Source organism: Streptomyces changanensis (genome assembly GCF_024600715.1).
Classification (GTDB): Bacteria; Actinomycetota; Actinomycetes; order Streptomycetales; family Streptomycetaceae; genus Streptomyces; species Streptomyces changanensis.
Genome location: NZ_CP102332.1, coordinates 4,512,674 through 4,531,687, shown reverse-complemented (window position 1 = coordinate 4,531,687; position 19,014 = coordinate 4,512,674). Strand labels below are relative to the sequence as shown.

Here is a 19,014-nt window from a genome sequence, read left to right as displayed (position 1 = left end):
CCGCTGCCGCGCGGGCGGCCGCGCCGGGCGACGGGGCCGGCTGGGCCCGGTCACCATCTCGATCAAGACGAAGCTCGGCACGCTCGTCGTGGTCTCCGTCTTCATCACCACCGGCCTGCTGCTGGTGGCCCTGCGGACGGAGACGGAGCTGCGGTTCATCACCGTCTTCTCGGTGATCGCCACGCTGCTCCTCACGCAGTTCGTGGCGCACGGCCTCACCGCGCCGCTCGACGAGATGAACACCGTCGCCAAGGGCATATCGCACGGCGACTACACCCGCCGCGTGCGCGGCGCGGGACGCCGGGACGAGCTGGGCGACCTCGCCGAGACGATCAACCGCATGGCGGACGACCTGGAGGCGGTCGACCGGCACCGCAAGGAGTTGGTCGCCAACGTGTCGCACGAGCTGCGCACGCCCATCGCCGCCCTGCGGGCCGTCCTGGAGAACGTCGTGGACGGCGTCTCGGCCGCCGACCCGGAGACCATGCGCACCGCCCTGGCGCAGACCGAGCGGCTGGGCCGCCTGGTGGAGACGCTGCTGGACCTGTCGCGCCTGGACAACGGCGTCGTGCCGCTGCGCCGCCGCCCCTTCGAGGTGTGGCCGTACCTGTCGGGCGTCCTGAAGGAGGCCAGCCTCGCCGCGTCGCAGCGCGCCGTCGGCTCCGGCAGCCGCCCCCACACCCGTACGGACGTCCACCTGCACCTGGACGTGTCCCCGCCCGAGCTGACCGCCCACGCCGACGTCGAGCGGCTCCACCAGGTGGTGGCGAACCTCGTCGACAACGCCGTGAAGCACTCGCCGCCGCACGGCCGCGTGACGGTACGGGCGCGGCGCGGCTCCTCCCCCGGTTCGCTGGACCTGGAGGTCGTGGACGAGGGACCGGGCATCCCGCCGTCGGAGCGGCACAAGGTCTTCGAGCGGTTCAACCGGGGCAGCGTCCCCGCGCCGCACGGGCCGGGCAGCGACGGCGGCACGGGACTGGGCCTGGCCATCGCCCGCTGGGCGGTCGATCTGCACGGTGGCCGTATCGGTGTGGCCGAATCGGCACGCGGCTGCCGCATCCTCGTCACCCTTCCGGGGATTCCCCGACCGCGCGGTTGACATAGGGTTCGAACCGGAACCGTTCTCCGTCCGTGTACCAGTACGGCGTACCGGCGCGGAGGGGGGCGGAGCCGGTCAGGGGTGCGGACCGCAGGCGACCGCAGCTCCGCCGCGCGCTGCCCGGTCACCGCGGACCATCACCGAACCACGCTTGTTTCCCGCCATTTCTTCCCGTGAAACTCGTCGTTCGATGTGATGTGCACGACGATGGCACGCCCGGCCTGCACCTCCCGCCCGGAGAGGCGTAGCCTTGATTCCCGCTGTCCATCACCTTGTGAAGCGGAAGAGGGCGGTTGCCGCCGTGTCGTCTCAGTCCCCCAGTAACTCGAGCATCTCGACCGACCAAGACGGCCAGGGCCAAAACCCTGCGGCCGCCTTCGGCGCCAACGAGTGGCTCGTCGACGAGATCTACCAGCAGTACCTCCAGGACCCGAATTCGGTCGACCGCGCCTGGTGGGACTTCTTCGCCGACTACAAGCCGGGCGCGTCCGGCTCGGCGGACGAACCCGCCGGCGGGTCCCCCGCGGCCTCGGGGGCCGCGGGTACCGTGACGCCGGCCCCGGCCGCGGAGGCGCCCACCGCACAGGCCCCCGCCGCCCCCGCGCAGCCCGCACCCGCGGCGCAGGCCCCCGCGCAGCCTGCGCAGCCCGCGCCCGCACAGGCCCCCGCTCCGGCCCAGCAGGCGAAGCCCGCCGCGGCGGCTCCGGCCGCCCCGGCCCCGGCCGCCCCGGCCCCAGCGAAGCCCGCGGCCGCGGCTCCCGCCGCCAAGCCCGCGCCCGCCAAGCCGGCGCCCGCGCAGGCGGCCCCGGCCACGGAGTCCGCGGCCGGTCCGGAGTTCGTGACGCTGCGCGGCCCCGCCGGCGCCGTGGTGAAGAACATGGACGCCTCGCTGGAGATGCCGACCGCCACCTCGGTGCGCGCGGTCCCGGTGAAGCTGCTGTTCGACAACCGCATCGTCATCAACAACCACCTGAAGCGGGCCCGCGGCGGGAAGATCTCCTTCACGCACATCATCGGTTACGCGATGGTGCAGGCCATCAAGGCCATGCCCTCCATGAACTGGTCGTACCAGCTCAAGGACGGCAAGCCCACACTGGTGAAGCCGGAGCACGTCAACCTCGGCCTCGCCATCGACCTGGTCAAGCCCAACGGCGACCGCCAGCTCGTCGTCGCGGCCATCAAGAAGGCCGAGACGCTCGGCTTCTTCGAGTTCTGGCAGGCGTACGAGGACATCGTCCGGCGCGCCCGCGCCAACAAGCTGACGATGGACGACTTCACCGGCGTCACCGTCTCGCTGACCAACCCGGGCGGCCTCGGCACGGTCCACTCCGTGCCGCGCCTGATGCCCGGCCAGTCGGTCATCATGGGCGTCGGCTCCATGGACTACCCGGCCGAGTTCCAGGGCACCTCCCAGGACACCCTGAACAAGCTGGGCATCTCGAAGGTGATGACCCTCACCTCGACGTACGACCACCGGGTCATCCAGGGCGCCGCCTCCGGCGAGTTCCTGCGGATCGTCGCGAGCCTCCTCCTCGGCGACAACGAGTTCTACGACGACGTCTTCAAGTCGCTGCGCATCCCCTACGAGCCGGTCCGCTGGCTCAAGGACATCGACGCCTCGCACGACGACGACGTCACGAAGGCCGCGCGCGTCTTCGAGCTGATCCACTCCTACCGGGTCCGCGGCCACGTCATGGCCGACACCGACCCGCTGGAGTACCGCCAGCGCAAGCACCCCGACCTGGACATCACCGAGCACGGCCTCACCCTGTGGGACCTGGAGCGCGAGTTCGCGGTCGGCGGCTTCGGCGGCAAGTCGATGATGAAGCTGCGCGACATCCTCGGCGTCCTGCGCGACTCGTACTGCCGCACCACCGGCATCGAGTTCATGCACATCCAGGACCCGAAGCAGCGCAAGTGGATCCAGGACCGCGTCGAGCGCCCGCACTCCAAGCCGGAGCGCGAGGAGCAGCTGCGCATCCTGCGCCGGCTGAACGCCGCCGAGGCGTTCGAGACGTTCCTGCAGACCAAGTACGTCGGCCAGAAGCGTTTCAGCCTGGAGGGCGGCGAGTCCGTCATCCCGCTGCTCGACGCGGTGATCGACTCGGCCGCCGAGTCGCGCCTCGACGAGGTCGTCATCGGCATGGCCCACCGCGGCCGGCTGAACGTCCTGGCGAACATCGTCGGCAAGTCGTACGCGCAGATCTTCCGCGAGTTCGAGGGCAACCTCGACCCGAAGTCGATGCACGGCTCCGGCGACGTGAAGTACCACCTGGGCGCCGAGGGGACCTTCACCGGCCTCGACGGCGAGCAGATCAAGGTCAGCCTGGTCGCCAACCCCTCCCACCTGGAGGCCGTCGACCCGGTCCTGGAGGGCGTCGTCCGCGCCAAGCAGGACATCATCGGCAAGGCCGGCACGGACTTCACCGTCCTGCCCATCGCCCTCCACGGCGACGCGGCCTTCGCGGGCCAGGGCGTCGTCGCCGAGACGCTGAACATGTCGCAGCTGCGCGGCTACCGCACCGGCGGCACGGTGCACGTCGTCATCAACAACCAGGTCGGCTTCACCGCCGCGCCCGAGTCGTCGCGCTCCTCCATGTACGCCACCGACGTGGCCCGCATGATCGAGGCGCCGATCTTCCACGTGAACGGCGACGACCCGGAGGCGTGTGTCCGCGTGGCGCGGCTCGCGTTCGAGTTCCGCCAGACGTTCAACAAGGACGTCGTGATCGACCTCATCTGCTACCGCCGCCGCGGGCACAACGAGGGCGACAACCCGCAGTTCACCAACCCGGCGATGGTCTCGCTGATCGACAAGAAGCGCTCGGTGCGCAAGCTGTACACCGAGTCGCTGATCGGCCGCGGCGACATCACCCTGGAGGAGGCGGAGCAGGCGCTCCAGGACTTCCAGGGCCAGCTGGAGAAGGTCTTCACCGAGGTGCGCGAGGCCACCGGGCAGCCCGGTGGCGGCATGGCGGTCGACCCGCAGGCCGGCTTCCCCGCGGAGGGCCTGAACACGGCCGTCTCCCAGGAGGTCGTCAAGCGGATCGCGGAGTCGCAGGTCAACATCCCCGACCACGTCACCGTCCACCCGCGGCTCATGCCGCAGCTCCAGCGCCGCGCGCAGTCGATCTACGACGGCACGATCGACTGGGGCATGGGCGAGACGCTGGCCATCGGCTCGCTGCTGATGGAGGGCACCCCGGTCCGTCTCGCCGGCCAGGACTCCCGCCGCGGCACGTTCGGCCAGCGCCACGCGGTCCTGGTCGACCAGGAGACCAACGAGGACTACACGCCGCTGCTCTACCTCTCGGACGAGCAGGCCCGGTACAACATCTACGACTCGCTGCTCAGCGAGTACGCGGCGATGGGCTTCGAGTACGGCTACTCCCTGGCCCGCCCGGACGCGCTGGTCATGTGGGAGGCGCAGTTCGGCGACTTCGTCAACGGCGCCCAGACCGTCGTCGACGAGTTCATCTCCTCGGCCGAGCAGAAGTGGGGCCAGACCTCCGGCGTCACGCTGCTCCTGCCGCACGGCTACGAGGGCCAGGGCCCGGACCACTCGTCCGCCCGCCCCGAGCGCTTCCTGCAGATGTGCGCGCAGAACAACATGACGGTCGCCATGCCGACGCTGCCGTCGAACTACTTCCACCTCCTGCGGTGGCAGGTGCACAACCCGCACCACAAGCCGCTGGTGGTCTTCACCCCGAAGTCGATGCTGCGCCTGAAGGCCGCCGCGTCGAAGATGGAGGAGTTCACGCAGGGCTCGTTCCGCCCGGTCATCGGTGACGCGTCGGCCGACCCGGCCGCCGTCCGCCGGGTCGTCTTCTGCTCCGGCAAGGTCTACTACGACCTGGAGGCCGAGCGGCAGAAGCGCGGCGCCACGGACACGGCGATCATCCGGCTGGAGCGGCTGTACCCGCTGCCGGGCGCCGAGCTCCAGGCGGAGATCGCCAAGTACTCCAACGCCGAGAAGTACATCTGGGCGCAGGAGGAGCCGGCGAACCAGGGCGCGTGGCCGTTCATCGCGCTGAACCTCATCGACCACCTGGACCTGGCGGTCGGCGCGGACATCCCGCAGGGCGAGCGCCTGCGCCGCATCTCGCGGCCGCACAGCTCGTCCCCGGCGGTCGGCTCGGCCAAGCGCCACCAGGCGGAGCAGATGCAGCTGGTGACCGAGGTCTTCGAGGTCTGACCGGCGGCACCGTACGCACGGCCGGAGGGCCCGGCACCCGTGACCCACGGGTGCCGGGCCCTCCGGCGTACCGGCCCTCCGGCGTACCGGCCCACCGGCGTACGGGGCGGCGGCGCACGGGCCTCACGGCGTACGGGAAGGGGGACCCCTTCGGTGGGGGTGGTGGGTGCCCCGTCCTAGGGTGGGAGGCAGTGTCGGCCGACCGGCCGAGGGCGAATCAGGAGCACCGTCTTGTACTTCACCGATCGTGGCATCGAGGAGCTGGAGAGCCGGCGTGGCGAGGAGGAGGTCTCCTTCGCCTGGCTCGCCGAGCAGCTACGGACCTTCGTCGACCTGAACCCCGACTTCGAGGTGCCGGTAGAACGGCTGGCGACCTGGCTGGCGCGGCTGGACGACGAGGACGACGAGTAGGACGAGCGGGACGGGCGGCTGTCCGTCGGTCCAGCGGGACGGGCGGTCAGCCGCCTGGTGGCCGGTGCGGCAGCGAGGGCGCCGGTGCGCCGGCCGCGCGCAGCCGGTCGTACGCGAGCCCCAGCGCGCCCCGGAGGGTGAGCAGTGCCCCCGCGCAGGCCCAGCCGGCGCGGGGGGCACGGCCGGCGAGGGCCCAGGCGGTGAGGGGCAGGCCGACCGCCAGCTGGGCCGCCGCGAGGGCGCGGGCGCGCGGGCCGCGCAGCCAGGGGCCGAGCCTGCCGTGCTCGACGGCGTCCAGTTCGGCCCGTACGGCGTCGCGGAGGCCGTGGCCCTCGGCGGTACGGCTGTCGGGGCGGGCCCGGGCGGCGGCGCGCAGGCGGGCCGAGGGCTCGCCGGGCTGGACACCGGGCGGGAGCTCCACCCCCAGGCGGGCCAGGACCGCGAGGAGGCCGACCAGGCGGGCCCGGGCGTCGGCGTCCGGGTCGTCGCGGGTGAGGGACTGGAGGTCCTGGACGTCGAGGACCGGGTCGAGGCCGAGGCGTTCGGCGAAGGTGAGCATGGCCTCGTCCTCGCCCGCGGGGGTGCCGTCGGCGAGCCAGGTGTAGTCGACGGGCCTGCGGAAGCCGGAGGCCAACGCGTAGCCCGCCCGGTCGCCGTCCCACCACAGGGCGACCACCGGCCAGGGCGTGCCCACCGCGAGGGCGGTGGCCCAGCCGGTGGCGACGCGTTCGACGGGTGCCGCGCCGTGGCGCCAGGGTCGCCCCTCGGGAACGACGGCGCTCCAGCCGGGGCCCGCGGGGGTGAGCACCACGTGTTCGCCCAGCAGGTGGGCCGGTGCGGCGACCGCGCCGGTGTCGGCCCGGCAGAGCAGCAGCGCGCCCGTCGTTGTCGCGTCCATGCGCCATACGCTAGGACAATTCGCCCGTTTCCGGCGGCCTTGACCTTCCCCTCCCGCGACATATCGTGTATCGGTCGACGCGATATGCCGCGTCCCGACAGCGTCGGGAAGGGGCCGGTGACGCCCCTTTCGGAAAGGTCCTGCGACATGCCCTCCGTCTTCGCCCACGGCCGTCTGCGGCTCTACCTGCTGAGGCTCCTCGACGAGGCGCCGCGCCACGGCTACGAGGTGATCCGGCTGCTGGAGGAGCGCTTCCAGGGCCTGTACGCACCGTCGGCGGGCACCGTCTACCCGCGCCTGGCCAAGCTGGAGGCGGAGGGGCTGGTCCGGCACGCCGCGGAGGGCGGCCGCAAGGTCTACTCGATCACCGAGGCGGGCCGCGCCGAACTGGCGGCGCGCGGTGGCGAGCTGGCCGACCTGGAGCGGGAGATCCACGCGTCGGTCGCCGAGCTCGCCGCCGGACTCGCGGCGGAGATCCGCGACGACGTGCGGGGGACGGCGGGTCGGTTGCGCGACGAACTGCGCGCGGCGGACGGCGGCGGGGCCCGGGGGGTGGCGCCGGGGCCCGGCGGGGACGGGGAGCCGTGGCAGGGCGCCGGGGAGGAACTGTGGCGGGCCGGGCGGGAGTGGCGGGAGCAGACGCGGCGGGCCCGCGACGAGTCGCGGCGCGCCCGCGAGGAGGCGCGGGCCGCGCGCCGCCAGGCGGCGGAGGCCCAGGAGCGGGCGCGCCAGGAGGTGCTGCGCGTCGCCCAGCGGGTGCAGGAGCGCGTCGCGCGGGGTGACTGGCCCGCGGGGGTCCGCGAGGGGCTCACGGAGCTCACGAAGGGCCTGGGTGGCCTCTTCGGCCCGGCGGCGGGCCCCGCGCCGACCGACCCGGCGCCGGCCGCGCCGGGGCCGGAGCGGGGACCGGGGGCGGGGCCGGCACCTGAACGGGAGCGCGAGTGGGCGGCGGACGCCGGTACGACCGGGGACCCGGCCCGGGACCTGGAGCGGTTGCTGGACCGCTTCCGCGACGACGTCCGCGACGCGGCCCGCGACCACGGTGTGACGCAGGCGCAGCTCGCCGAGGCCCGCCGCCACCTGGCGGCGGCGGCGCACCACGTGACCGCCCTGCTGCGCGCCCCGCACGCGTGACCGGAAGCCCGCGGCCCCCACGTACGGCCCCGGCGGGCCGAACCGGCCGGGCCGACCCGGCCGGGTCAGGGCGACCCGGTCCGCTCGCCGACCCGGTCCGCCCGGCCGGCCCGGTCAGCTCGCCCGGGCGGTACCGGGCCCGGCGGGCATCGCCCGCTCCAGCGCGGTGTACGTCGCCCCGTGGTCCGCGAGGACGTCCGCGACGACGCCCGGGCGGGCGGCGAGGGCGAGGAGCAGGTGCTCGTCGCCGATGTGGCGGTCGCCGCGGCCGAGGGCGACGCGCAGCGACCGCTCCAGGACGTCCTTCGCCGGGCGGGTGAAGGGCCGGTGTCCGGACCATCGGCGCGCGGGCCGCCGGCCGCCCGCCAGGGCGCCCGTCCCGTGGGTCGCCTCGACCTTCGCGACGATCTCCGTCACGTCGATGCCGAGGCCGGCCAGGGCGTCGGTGTCCGCCCTCGTCAGGCCGCCCCGCCGCCGCTCCTCCGCGAGGGCCGACTCCACCGAGACGCGCCGGCCGGTGACGCCGAGGGCGGCGAGGGCGGCGGCGGACGGACCGCTGTCCAGGTCGAGCAGGGCGAGCAGCAGGTGCTCCTCGGTGACGGCGTCGGCGTCCGCCCGCTCCGCGTGGGCGGACGCGCCCTTGACGGCGCTCCGGGCGCTCTTCGTGAACCGTTCGAACATCAACGCCTCCCGTGCTTCTTGTGGACGGCCTGGCGGCTGACCCCCAGCTCGGCCGCGATCTCCTGCCACGACCAGCCCTGGGCGCGGGCGCTGCGGACCTGTACGGCTTCCAGCTGCTCCAGCAGCCGCCGCAGCGCGGCCACGGCCCGCAACCCCACGCGGGGGTCGCGGTCGCCGGCGCGTGCGGCGAGATCGGTTGCTTCCGTCATGCCGTCAACGTACGTTGACGGCATCCCCATGTCAACCATGGTTGACGAGCGGGGGTCGGCGCGCCGCCGGCGAGACGGTGACCGTCACCCGCGCCCCGGGTACCGCGTGCACCCGCACCCGGGCCGACGCGCCCGGCGGCACGGTCCCGGTGCGCGGCCACGCCCGCCCCTCCACGGCCACGCGCCAGCCGTGTGCCGACGCGGGGAGCGAGAGGACCGTGGCGCCGCCGCGCCCGGCGACGTAGACGAGCCGCTCGGGGGTCCGCGTGACCACCCGGCCCGCCACCGCCTCCGCGTACGGCGCGGCCGTCTGCTCCTTGTTCGTCCGGAAGGCGCCCGACGCGTCGACGGCGCAGTACCCGCCGCCGTAGCACCACACGTAGCCGGCCCAGCCGGAGCTGTAGCGGTCCAGGGAAGCCAGCGCGTCGCGGTAGAAGCGGCCCATGTTCGGCAGGGCGTTGTTCAGCGGGCCCCACTCCCCCACCACGACCGGCACCCGGTACGTCCTCGGGTACTGCGTCACCGCCGCCTCGTACGCCTCGATCCACCCGGCCGACGGGTCGTAGTCGGCGCCCGCCTCCATCGCCGTGTCGTAGAAGTGCGGGGCGTAGACGACCTTCGGGTCATCGATCCGGCCCAGCCCCGTGGGGACGCCCTCGCCGACGATCGGGGTCGGTTCGACGAAGAGCCAGCTGTCGCCGTCGACGGGGCGGATGGCGTCCGCGAGGCGGTTGTACAGGGGGGTGAGGTGGTCGCGCTCGATCCTGCGGGCGGCCGTCGGCAGGTCCTCTCCCGCGCGCAGCTCGCCCATCGGCTCGTTGATCAGGTCGTAGCCCAGCACCGCCGGGTGCCGCCCCAGACGGCCGGCGAGGACCCGCCACATCGCCGTCTGCGCGCGCCGCAGGTCCTCGTCCTCGTACAGGTGGGTGAAGGCGCGCTGCACGGCCGGTTCGAAGTACTCGGCGAACCAGTCGTCCGGGTGCGGGGTGAAGGGCAGGCCGTCGGTGCGGGTGGCCCACTCCGGAATGCCGCGGTGGCCGAAGGCGGGACCGAAGACGTCCTGGTGGGCGTCGATCAGGACCCGGACGTCGTACCGGTGCGCCCAGTTGAGGATCCGCTCGATCTTCCGCAGGTACGCCTCGCTGTACCGGCCGCGCCGCGGCTCCAGGTCGTCCCAGAAGACCAGCAGGCGGGCGAAGCCGAAGCCGTGCGCCCGCAGGTCGCGGAAGTGGCGCTCGGTGACGGCCGACAGGGCCGCGTCACCGCGGTGGGTCTTGTCCTCGACGTTCCAGCCGCGCAGGGTCAGGACGCGGCCTCGGTCGTCGGTGAGCGGCGGGATGCCCGCCGGCTGGGCGGTGGACACGGGCGGCGGCACGGTGTGCGCCGCGGCGGCCGGGCCCGTGGCCGCCCCGGCGGCCCGCTGCGGGGCCGGGGGCGGGGCCGCCCGCTGCGGGGTCGGGGCCGGGGCGGCCGCGGCCAGCAGGGCGGCGAGGAGGAGGGCGCTGACGGTGGTTCGCATGGGGACCTCCGGCATGGCGGGGTGGTCGTGCGCGCGATGCCGGAGATCCCATCAGCCGAACTGACGGTCCATCAAGAGGGCGGTCAGGAACCGGGGGTGAGGACGACCTTCCCGAACAGGTCGCCGGACTCCATCTTCGCGAAGCCCTCCCGCGCCCGGTCGAGGGGCAGGACCTCGTCGATCACCGGCCGGACCCCGGTGGCCGCGCAGAAGGACAGCAGGTCCTCCAGCTCGTCCTTCGAGCCCATCGTCGAGCCGACGACCTTCAGCTCCAGGAAGAAGATCCGGGTCAGCTCGGCGTGCGAGGGCCGGTCGCCGCTGGTCGCGCCGGAGATGACGAGCGTGCCGCCCGGCTTCAGCGACTTGACCGAGTGCGACCACGTCGCCGCGCCGACCGTCTCGATCACCGCGTCCACGCGCTGCGGCAGCCGGGCGCCCGGCTCGAACGCGTCGACCGCGCCGAGGTCGACCGCCCGCTTGCGCTTGGCCTCGTCGCGGCTGGTGGCGAAGACGCGCAGGCCGGCGGCCTTGCCGAGGACGATCGCGGCGGTCGCCACGCCGCCGCCCGCCCCCTGCACGAGGACGGAGTCGCCGGGGCGGACCCCGGCGTTGGTGAAGAGCATGCGGTAGGCGGTGAGCCAGGCCGTCGGGAGGCAGGCCGCCTCCTCGAAGCTGAGCTCCTTCGGCTTCGGCAGCACGTTCCAGACGGGCACGGCGACCCGCTCGGCGAACGTGCCCTGGTAGCGCTCGGTCAGGATGGACCGGGGCTCGCGCGGTCCGACACCGTGCCCGGTCTGGCCGATGACGGAGTGGATGACGACCTCGTTGCCGTCCTCGTCGACGCCTGCGGCGTCGCACCCGAGGATCATCGGCAGCTTGTCCTCGGGGAGGCCGACCCCGCGCAGGGACCAGAGGTCGTGGTGGTTGAGGGAGGCGGCCCTGACGGTGACGGTGGTCCAGCCCGGCCGTACCTCGGGCTCGGGGCGGTCGCCCAGCTCCAGGCCGTTGAGGGGCTGATCGCGGTCGATACGTGCGGCATAGGCAGCGAACATGGCCCCGAGACTAGGCGCGGGCCGGGGCGCTGCGGAACCACGCGCCGGTGTGACGCACGTCCCTCCGCACACGCCTCCCCGGCCCCCCGGACGCCTTCGCCTCTGGAGGGCCCGCGCCGAGGACTGTGCGGAGGACTGTGCGGAGGCCCGCGCGGAGGGAGCGCCCCCGCGTACCGCCCCGCCCCTCAGCGGTCCGCCGGCGGGCCACCGGCGGTCCGTCGGCGGGCCCTCAGTCGCGCCGCCACTGGGCGGGCGAGCCCTTCGTGGCCGGGTCCTCGTACGAGCCGGCCCTGCCCCGGTCGATGTGGAACCGGGTCAGCGTGGTGACCGGCGAGGCCGGGTCCCGCCGATCGGCGACGACCCGCAGGTGGGCGGTGAACCGCTCCGGGGTGGCCTCGTAGACGTCGTAGCCGTAGCGGTTGCCCTCGAAGTACTTCAGGTGCGGGTTGGCGCGCCCCATGACGGGGCCGTTCGTGGCGTTCCAGTCGGCGGAGTACGCCCCCGAGGTCACCGAGTGTGCGGTGAACTCCGTGCCCAGCAGCGGCGATGACGGGTCGTCGAAGTCGACGCGCACGTCGTCGACGAAGGCCGAGTGCCAGTCCCCCGTGATGACGACGAGGTCCTCCAGACCGCTGCGGTGGACGTGCCCGAGGACCTCCTTCCGCTCGGCGAGGAAGCCGTCCCACTGGTCGGTGAACATGTACGGGCCGCCCGGCCGGGCCCGCAGCTGGCTCAACATGATCGAGTTCGCCCAGACGTGCCAGCCGTCGGGCGCCCGGTCGACCGTGTCCTTGAGCCAGCCCTTCTGCGAGGCCCCCAGGATGGTGCCGTCGGGCAGGTTCTGCGCCGAGCGGTGGGAGCGCAGGTCCAGGACGGTCAGCTCCAGCAGGTCGCCCCAGCGGCGGACGCGGTGGATCTCCGGGTCGGGGAGGGCGGAGGTCGCCGACCGGTCGCGGTGCGGCATGTTCTCGTACCACGCCTGGTACGCGGCGGCCCGGCGCTGGAGGAAGGGCGCCCCGCCGCCCGTGCCGCTGTAGTCGTTGACGACCTCGTGGTCGTCCCAGGTCAGGAACCACGGGTGGGCGGCGTGCGCGTCCCGCAGGGACGGGTCGCCCTTGTAGAGGGCGTGGCGGCGGCGGTAGTCGGCGAGGGTGAGGACGGCCGGCCCCTCGTGGTCGCGCACGTGGTCGCCGCCGACCGGCCCGTGCTCGTAGACGTAGTCGCCGAGGTGGACGACGAAGTCGACGTCCTCGCGGGCGATGCCGCGGTGCGCGGCGTAGTACCCGTCGTGGAACGCCTGGCAGTTGGCCGCGGCGAAGCGGACCCGGGGCACGGGTCCGGCCGGCGCGGTGCGCGTCCGGCCGACGCGGCTGGTGCGGCCGAGGGCGGTGAAGGCGTACCAGTAGGTGCGGCCCGGGGTGAGCCCGCCGACCGGTACGTGCACGCTGTGGCCGAGGGTCGCGGAGGCCGGCGCGGTGCCGCGCGCGACGACCCGGGTCAGCCCCGCGTCCTCGGCGACCACCCACCCGACCTCGACGACCTCGGGCAGCGGCTGCTCGGCGGCGAGCGGTTCGGGCGCGAGCCGCGTCCACAGCAGCACTCCGGTGGGCGTCGGGTCGCCGGAGGCCACGCCGAGGGTGAACGGCGCCGCCTCGTACACGGCGCCCAGCGCCTCCGCCGCTTCCCGGGCCCGCGCGGGCGACAGCCCAGGGCCGAGCGGCCAGACGGTGTGGAGGACGCCCGCGGCGGCCGCGGCCTTCAGCAGGTTCCGTCGGTCGAGGCTCACAGGGCGCTCCCGGTGGCGGTCAGGGTGAGGGCGATCCCGTCGGCGTAGCCGTCGTTGGAGGTGCCGCCGCCGGTGCGGGTGAGGACGAGGAGGAGCCGTGCGCGGCGTGCGCCGGGCGGTACGGCCGCGGCGGCGGTCCGTTCGACCAGTCCGGTACGGCCGCCCCGCTCCCGGGAGGTGACGGGGCCGAGGACGCTGAGCGCGACGGGCGTGCCGGCGGCGTCGCGGAACTCGACGGAGAGCCGGGCGCCGTCCTCCTGGGCCGCGTACCCGCCGAGCCAGGCGCCGAGGGCGTAGCGCACGCGCCCCGCGTCGACGGCGGCGTGCCCGGTGGCGCCGTCGGAGGGCAGGGCGACGTCCTGGAGGAGGACCGTGCGCGGCGCGTTGCCGCCGGCGAAGAAGCGGCTGCCGCGCCGCGGGGGGCCGGGGTCCTTGGCGGTGGGGTAGCCCCCGCCGTGGGCGTACGCGACCAGCGCGGGGGCACCCTCGACGATCTGCCAGCCCGTCACGGCGCCGACCGGTTCTGGGGTTCCGCCGGGTCCGCTCTCGGCGTCTCCGTTGACGACCAGGTTCACTCGCGCCTCCCGGGGCGGGTAGGGGGTGGGGCGTGCGCATCAGAACACCCGCGGGTGACGGAAGGAAGACCTCCGCATGACCCCCCGGTGCCCGGTCCGCGGGCGGGCCACGAGCCGTCCCACCCGTCCCCACCCTCCCCACGCGCCCCGCCGGCCGGTGGCCGGCCCCCCACACGCCGGGGGTGGGGCGGGCCCCTCCGGCGCACCTCCTCGGGGCCGGCGGCCTCGGGTCCCGGTACGACCGTTCCGACGCCGCCAACCCCTGCGGGGGCACCCCGGAGGGGCCCCGCCCCGGCCGTGTTCCGCATGGCCCTCCACCGTCGCCGGCCGGTGGCGGGCCCCCCGCGGGCCCCGGGCGCACACGAGGGCCGTGTCACGCCCCCGCACGGGATGCGACACGGCCCTCGTCACGCCATTGCGCCGGCTGCGCGCCGGCGGCGACGCGCCGGCTCAGCGCCGGGCGACCCCCTCCGCGCGCGCCGCCGCCGCGACGGCCGCGGTGACCGCCGGGGCGACCCGCTCGTCGAACGGCGACGGGATCACGTAGTCGGCGGCGAGCTCGTCCCCGACGACACCCGCCAGCGCCTCGGCCGCCGCGATCTTCATGCCCTCCGTGATGCGGGAGGCCCGCACCTGGAGCGCGCCCGCGAAGATCCCGGGGAAGGCCAGCACGTTGTTGATCTGGTTCGGGAAGTCCGACCGGCCGGTGGCCACGACCGCCGCGTACTTGTGCGCGATCTCGGGGTGGACCTCCGGGTTCGGGTTGGCCATGGCGAACACGAACGACCCCGGCGCCATCGAGGCGACCGCCGGCTCGGGGACCGTACCGCCGGAGACGCCGATGAACACGTCGGCGCCGGCGAGCGCCGACTCCAGCGAGCCGGACAGGCCCGCCTTGTTCGTGAGCTCGGCGAGCTCGCGCTTGACCGGGGTGAGGTCCTCCCGGTCCCGGCTGACGACGCCCTTGCGGTCCGCGACCGCGACGTCGCCGATGCCGGCCTCCAGCAGGAACTTCGCGATGGCCACGCCCGCCGCGCCCGCGCCGGAGATGACCGCGCGCAGGTCGCCGAGGCCGCGGCCGGTCAGCTTGGCGGCGTTGCGCAGGGCCGCCAGGGTGACGATCGCGGTGCCGTGCTGGTCGTCGTGGAAGACCGGGATGTCGAGGCGCTCCTGGAGCCTGCGCTCGATCTCGAAGCACCGCGGCGCCGAGATGTCCTCCAGGTTGACCCCGCCGAAGGACGGGGCGAGCCGGACCACGGTGTCGATGATCTCGTCGGTGTCGGTCGTGGCGAGCGCGATGGGCACCGCGTCCACGCCGCCGAACTGCTTGAACAGGATGGCCTTGCCCTCCATCACGGGGAGGGAGGCCTCCGGCCCGATGTCGCCGAGGCCCAGGACGGCGGTGCCGTCCGTGACGACGGCGACGACCTGCGACTTCCAGGTGTAGTCGTACACGAGCTCCGGACGCTCGGCGATGGCGCTGCACACCTTGGCGACGCCGGGGGTGTACGCGAGGGACAGGTCGTCCTTGTCGCGCACGGGGACGGTGGCCTGCACCGCCATCTTCCCGCCCCGGTGGAGGGCGAAAGCCGGATCGAAGGGCTCGTCCGAAGCGTTCTGCGTACCGGTGTCGGTATCGCTGTCGCTACGAGGGTTGACGATCTCCGCTGCCATTGGGATGACCCCTTTAGTCTTCATTGTCTGAGGGTGGCCACTCCTGGTGAGGAGGGGTGGGCTGGCACCGCGTACGTCCCCCGCCCGGGCGGTTGGCCCGCCCCTGCGGGGGATCGGTCGTACGCGCGGGCGCGCCGCACAACGCGCCCTGAGCCCCGGATGAGGGGTGTAAGGATCCTTCTTACCGGACGGAGGGCACCGCCGACGAGTCCGTTTCCCCGCGACACCCCTCACACGAGAAGTGTCCCGGACGGCTGATCGCCGCGTGCGTCCGGGTCCACCCCGGCACCCGGACAGGCGTCCGGCCCGAGGTCCGGCAGAGGGTCCGGCCCGGGGTCCGCGGGGCCCCGCCGGGGGACCGCATATCCGGCTATTCGCCCAGGGGCCTCGCCACCCCGGTGACATGACTCATAGGCGAATGTCTGGACAAGTCGACTGAGCCCCGGAATGCGGCCGCAATGAGGTCCGGATGCCGACATCCACGGGAGATTTTCCGGCGTGGCGGCATGGATCCCGCAGAAGGTGCGGCCGTCGTGGGCCGGTGTCATGAGCATCGGGGGTCACCCGTTACCCGATTTTGACATGCTGAGGCCCTTGTTACGGGTGGTCCGAATGGCAAGATGCCGTAATCACACGAGGTCGCGACACCCGAAGGTGCGTGCCCGACCCATTGGCATTCCTTTCACCCGCCGGAGGAAACCGACCATGACCGCAAGCACCACCCGCCGCTCGACCGCCGCGAAGACCCGGACGCCGCGGACGTCCCGGACCGCCGCGGTCGCTGCGACCGCGGTCGCCGGCGCCATGCTGCTCAGCGCGTGTGGCGACCAGACGCAGAGCGGGGCCTCCGACGGGGCCACGAAGGGGACCACCGTCTCCACCGCTCCCCTCGCGGACAAGCTGCCGCAGAGCATCCGCGACAAGGGTGTCATCAAGGTCGGTTCGGACATCGCCTACGCCCCGGTCGAGTTCAAGGACGCGGCCGGCAAGACGGTCGGCATCGACCCGGACCTCGCCGCGGCCATGGGCAAGCAGCTCGGCGTGACGTTCCAGTTCGAGAACGGCACCTTCGACACCCTCATCACCGGCCTGCGGTCCAAGCGGTACGACATCGCGATGTCGGCGATGACGGACACCAAGGACCGCCAGCAGGGCATCGACTCGGAGACGGGGAAGAAGGTCGGCGAGGGCGTCGACTTCGTCGACTACTTCAACGCGGGTGTCTCCGTCTACACCAAGAAGGGCGTCGACAAGGGCATCAAGACCTGGGCCGACCTCTGCGGCAAGAAGATCGTCGTCCAGCGGGGCACCGTCTCCGAGGACCTGGCCAAGGCCGAGTCGAAGAAGTGCGTGGACGGCAAGAAGCCCGCGATCACGATCGAGGCGTTCGACACCGACCAGCAGGCGCAGACCCGTCTGCGCGCGGGCGGCGCCGACGCCGGCTCCTCGGACTTCCCCGTCGCCGCGTACACCGTGAAGACCTCGGGCGGCGGCAAGGACTTCCAGATCGTCGGCGAGCAGGTCGAGGCCGCCCCGTACGGCATCGCGGTCGCCAAGAACAACACGCAGCTGCGCGACGCGATCAAGGCCGCCATGGACGCGGTCATCGCCAACGGCGAGTACAAGAAGGTCCTCGAGAAGTGGGGCGTGGCCCAGGGCGCCGTCACCGAGGCCAAGATCAACGGCGGTTCCTGATCCCCCGGCCGGCACCGACAGGCCACTGAGAGGCACCACCACTGTGACAACTGACATGAAGAAGAAGGGCCCGGAGGACGACGTCCCGCCCGCCGGCCCCGAGGCGATCAAGGCGGTCCCGGTCCGCCACTACGGCCGGTACGTCAGCGCCGTCGTCGCCCTGGCGGCCTTCGCCGCGATCGTTTTCGCGTTCGCGCAGGGCCAGATCAACTGGGACGCCATCCCGGACTACTTCTTCGACGACCGCATCATCGAGGGCGTCGGCCAGACACTGCTGCTGACCGTCCTGTCCATGACCATCGGCATCGTCGGCGGCATCCTCCTCGCGGTGATGCGCCTGTCGAGGAACCCGGTGACGTCGTCGATCGCCTGGTTCTACATCTGGTTCTTCCGCGGCACCCCGGTCCTGGTCCAGCTCTTCGTCTGGTTCAACCTGGGCCTGGTCTTCGAGTACATCAACCTCGGCCCGTTCTACAAGGACGAGTGGTCCGACTTCATGACGCCGTTCCTCACGGCGCTCCTGGGGCTCGGACTGAACGAGGCCGCCTACATGGCCGAGATCTGCCGCGCGGGCCTCCTCGCGGTCGACGAGGGCCAGACCGAGGCGGCCCACGCCCTGGGCATGAGCCACAGCAAGACGCTGCGCCGGATCGTGATCCCGCAGGCGATGCGCGTCATCGTGCCCCCGACGGGCAACGAGGTCATCAACATGCTGAAGACGACCTCGCTGGTGGCGGCGGTGCAGTACTACGAACTCCTCCGCAACGCGCAGGACATCGGCCAGTCGTCCGGCGCGCCGGTGGAGATGCTCTTCCTGGCGGCCACCTGGTACCTGATCATGACCTCGATCCTCAGCGTCGGGCAGTACTACCTGGAGAGGTACTACGCGCGCGGCAGCTCCCGCTCGCTTCCGGACACGCCCTGGCAGAAGGTGAAGACGCACCTGATGTCGTTCTCCAGCCGGCAGGGAGGCACCGCATGACCGCCATGGTGAAGGCCGAGGGCGTCCACAAGTCCTACGGCGCCGCGCACATCCTCAAGGGCATCGACCTCGAGGTGGCGCCCGGCGAGGTGTTCTGCCTGATCGGCCCGTCCGGCTCCGGCAAGTCGACCTTCCTGCGGTGCATCAACCACCTGGAGAAGGTCAACGCCGGCCGGCTGTACGTCGACGGCGAGCTGGTCGGCTACCGCCAGAAGGGCGACAAGCTGTACGAGCTCAAGGACAACGAGGTGGCGCTGAAGCGGCGGGACATCGGCATGGTGTTCCAGCGCTTCAACCTGTTCCCCCACATGACGGCCGTCGAGAACGTCATGGAGGCGCCGGTCCAGGTGAAGGGCGAGTCCAGGGCGGTGGCGCGCGAGCGGGCGCTGAAGCTGCTGGACCGGGTCGGCCTGGGCGACCGCGCCGGCCACTACCCCTCGCAGCTCTCCGGCGGCCAGCAGCAGCGCGTGGCCATCGCCCGGGCGCTGGCGATGGAGCCGAAGCTGATGCTGTTCGACGAGCCGACGTCGGCGCTCGACCCGGAGCTCGTGGGTGACGTCCTGGACGTCATGCGGGACCTCGCCGAGTCGGGCATGACGATGGTCGTCGTCACGCACGAGATGGGCTTCGCCCGCGAGGTGGGCGACTCGCTCGTCTTCATGGACGGCGGCGTGGTCGTCGAGTCGGGCAGCCCGCGCGACGTGCTCACCAACCCGCAGCACGAGCGGACGCAGGCGTTCCTGTCGAAGGTGCTGTAAAGGGACGACGACGAGGAAAAGGGGCCGGCCACCGGGTGCGCGATCCGGTGGCCGGCCCCCTTTCGCCCTTCGCCCACATGGTGAGACGGCGCCGCTTTCGCTACCCCACCCACCGGAATCCGTCAAGAGCTCCCGCGGATTTTCCACCCGGCCGCCGGAATTTCCGTGATACTTGACGGGCACCCGCTTTTCACCGGAAAAGACCGCACCGCCCTACCGGTCACTCCGCGAGGACGACATCCGGCCGACCCGTTCCCCTCAGGGGGACGATCATCTGCGGTAATAATCCCTTTCGGACCTTATCCCTTACGCTGGGTCCGTTCGACTCCCCGGACCGCTCTTG

Annotated in this window: 15 protein-coding genes; 7 read left to right on the top strand and 8 right to left on the bottom strand. The window is 73.0% G+C overall.

Annotation, left to right across the window (positions count from 1 at the left end; all coding sequences use genetic code 11):
- Window positions 1-40 precede the first annotated feature (40 nt).
- The 3 genes from NRO40_RS20265 (at window position 41) to NRO40_RS20255 (ending at window position 5,708) form a co-directional block, all read left to right on the top strand.
- Window positions 41-1,102, top strand: coding sequence for a HAMP domain-containing sensor histidine kinase (locus NRO40_RS20265; protein ID WP_058943442.1), 1,062 nt, complete (start codon window positions 41-43; stop codon window positions 1,100-1,102).
- A gap of 301 nt (window positions 1,103-1,403) precedes the next feature.
- Window positions 1,404-5,297, top strand: a complete 3,894-nt coding sequence (locus NRO40_RS20260) for a multifunctional oxoglutarate decarboxylase/oxoglutarate dehydrogenase thiamine pyrophosphate-binding subunit/dihydrolipoyllysine-residue succinyltransferase subunit (RefSeq protein WP_058943428.1) — start codon at window positions 1,404-1,406, stop codon at window positions 5,295-5,297.
- 231 nt (window positions 5,298-5,528) lie between these two features.
- Window positions 5,529-5,708: a DUF6104 family protein gene (locus tag NRO40_RS20255; protein ID WP_058943427.1), complete on the top strand. Its 180-nt coding sequence runs from the start codon at window positions 5,529-5,531 to the stop codon at window positions 5,706-5,708.
- A gap of 46 nt (window positions 5,709-5,754) precedes the next feature.
- On the opposite strand, the gene NRO40_RS20250 is transcribed toward NRO40_RS20255, so the two are convergent.
- Complete coding sequence (locus tag NRO40_RS20250; RefSeq protein ID WP_058943426.1) at window positions 5,755-6,606, bottom strand: hypothetical protein; 852 nt, start codon at window positions 6,604-6,606, stop codon at window positions 5,755-5,757.
- 147 nt (window positions 6,607-6,753) lie between these two features.
- Here NRO40_RS20250 and NRO40_RS20245 point away from each other — a divergent pair, with 147 nt between their 5' ends.
- Window positions 6,754-7,740, top strand: coding sequence for a PadR family transcriptional regulator (locus NRO40_RS20245; RefSeq protein WP_257375461.1), 987 nt, complete (start codon window positions 6,754-6,756; stop codon window positions 7,738-7,740).
- A 114-nt stretch (window positions 7,741-7,854) separates the two neighbouring features.
- On the opposite strand, the gene NRO40_RS20240 is transcribed toward NRO40_RS20245, so the two are convergent.
- The 7 genes from NRO40_RS20240 to NRO40_RS20210 form a co-directional block, all read right to left on the bottom strand.
- Window positions 7,855-8,421: a Clp protease N-terminal domain-containing protein gene (locus NRO40_RS20240; protein WP_058943425.1), complete on the bottom strand. Its 567-nt coding sequence runs from the start codon at window positions 8,419-8,421 to the stop codon at window positions 7,855-7,857.
- Window positions 8,421-8,630 (bottom strand): helix-turn-helix domain-containing protein, encoded by a 210-nt coding sequence (locus NRO40_RS20235; protein WP_058943441.1) that lies wholly within the window; start codon window positions 8,628-8,630, stop codon window positions 8,421-8,423. The genes NRO40_RS20240 and NRO40_RS20235 overlap by 1 nt, the downstream gene beginning before the upstream one ends.
- A gap of 31 nt (window positions 8,631-8,661) precedes the next feature.
- Window positions 8,662-10,149 (bottom strand): glycoside hydrolase family 5 protein, encoded by a 1,488-nt coding sequence (locus NRO40_RS20230; RefSeq protein WP_058943440.1) that lies wholly within the window; start codon window positions 10,147-10,149, stop codon window positions 8,662-8,664.
- 83 nt (window positions 10,150-10,232) lie between these two features.
- Window positions 10,233-11,201: a zinc-binding dehydrogenase gene (locus tag NRO40_RS20225; protein WP_058943424.1), complete on the bottom strand. Its 969-nt coding sequence runs from the start codon at window positions 11,199-11,201 to the stop codon at window positions 10,233-10,235.
- 229 nt (window positions 11,202-11,430) lie between these two features.
- Window positions 11,431-12,987 (bottom strand): alkaline phosphatase D family protein, encoded by a 1,557-nt coding sequence (locus NRO40_RS20220; RefSeq protein ID WP_058943423.1) that lies wholly within the window; start codon window positions 12,985-12,987, stop codon window positions 11,431-11,433.
- Window positions 12,984-13,562, bottom strand: coding sequence for a hypothetical protein (locus NRO40_RS20215; protein ID WP_058943422.1), 579 nt, complete (start codon window positions 13,560-13,562; stop codon window positions 12,984-12,986). Before NRO40_RS20215 ends, NRO40_RS20220 begins: the two co-directional genes overlap by 4 nt.
- A gap of 450 nt (window positions 13,563-14,012) precedes the next feature.
- On the bottom strand, window positions 14,013-15,236 hold the full coding sequence (locus NRO40_RS20210) for an NAD(P)-dependent malic enzyme (protein ID WP_257375460.1): 1,224 nt from the start codon (window positions 15,234-15,236) through the stop codon (window positions 14,013-14,015).
- A 705-nt stretch (window positions 15,237-15,941) separates the two neighbouring features.
- Between NRO40_RS20210 and NRO40_RS20205 the strand changes: the two genes are divergently transcribed.
- Genes NRO40_RS20205 through NRO40_RS20195 form a run of 3 tightly spaced genes read left to right on the top strand, consistent with a single transcriptional unit; the run spans window position 15,942 to window position 18,671 of the window.
- The gene (locus tag NRO40_RS20205; protein ID WP_058943421.1) at window positions 15,942-16,931 is read left to right on the top strand and encodes an ABC transporter substrate-binding protein; all 990 of its coding nucleotides are present in this window, start codon (window positions 15,942-15,944) and stop codon (window positions 16,929-16,931) included.
- Between the two features lie 55 nt (window positions 16,932-16,986).
- Window positions 16,987-17,913, top strand: coding sequence for an amino acid ABC transporter permease (locus NRO40_RS20200; RefSeq protein ID WP_257375459.1), 927 nt, complete (start codon window positions 16,987-16,989; stop codon window positions 17,911-17,913).
- Window positions 17,910-18,671, top strand: coding sequence for an amino acid ABC transporter ATP-binding protein (locus NRO40_RS20195; RefSeq protein WP_058943420.1), 762 nt, complete (start codon window positions 17,910-17,912; stop codon window positions 18,669-18,671). Before NRO40_RS20200 ends, NRO40_RS20195 begins: the two co-directional genes overlap by 4 nt.
- Window positions 18,672-19,014: the final 343 nt, after the last annotated feature.

Coding starts and splice junctions, on each gene's coding strand:
- NRO40_RS20250 (WP_058943426.1), bottom strand. CDS start 6,606: ATGGACGCGACAACGACGGGCGCGCTGCTGCTCTGCCGGGCCGACACC.
- NRO40_RS20245 (WP_257375461.1), top strand. CDS start 6,754: ATGCCCTCCGTCTTCGCCCACGGCCGTCTGCGGCTCTACCTGCTGAGG.
- NRO40_RS20240 (WP_058943425.1), bottom strand. CDS start 8,421: ATGTTCGAACGGTTCACGAAGAGCGCCCGGAGCGCCGTCAAGGGCGCG.
- NRO40_RS20235 (WP_058943441.1), bottom strand. CDS start 8,630: ATGACGGAAGCAACCGATCTCGCCGCACGCGCCGGCGACCGCGACCCC.
- NRO40_RS20230 (WP_058943440.1), bottom strand. CDS start 10,149: ATGCGAACCACCGTCAGCGCCCTCCTCCTCGCCGCCCTGCTGGCCGCG.
- NRO40_RS20225 (WP_058943424.1), bottom strand. CDS start 11,201: ATGTTCGCTGCCTATGCCGCACGTATCGACCGCGATCAGCCCCTCAAC.
- NRO40_RS20210 (WP_257375460.1), bottom strand. CDS start 15,236: ATGGCAGCGGAGATCGTCAACCCTCGTAGCGACAGCGATACCGACACC.
- NRO40_RS20205 (WP_058943421.1), top strand. CDS start 15,942: ATGACCGCAAGCACCACCCGCCGCTCGACCGCCGCGAAGACCCGGACG.
- NRO40_RS20200 (WP_257375459.1), top strand. CDS start 16,987: ATGAAGAAGAAGGGCCCGGAGGACGACGTCCCGCCCGCCGGCCCCGAG.
- NRO40_RS20195 (WP_058943420.1), top strand. CDS start 17,910: ATGACCGCCATGGTGAAGGCCGAGGGCGTCCACAAGTCCTACGGCGCC.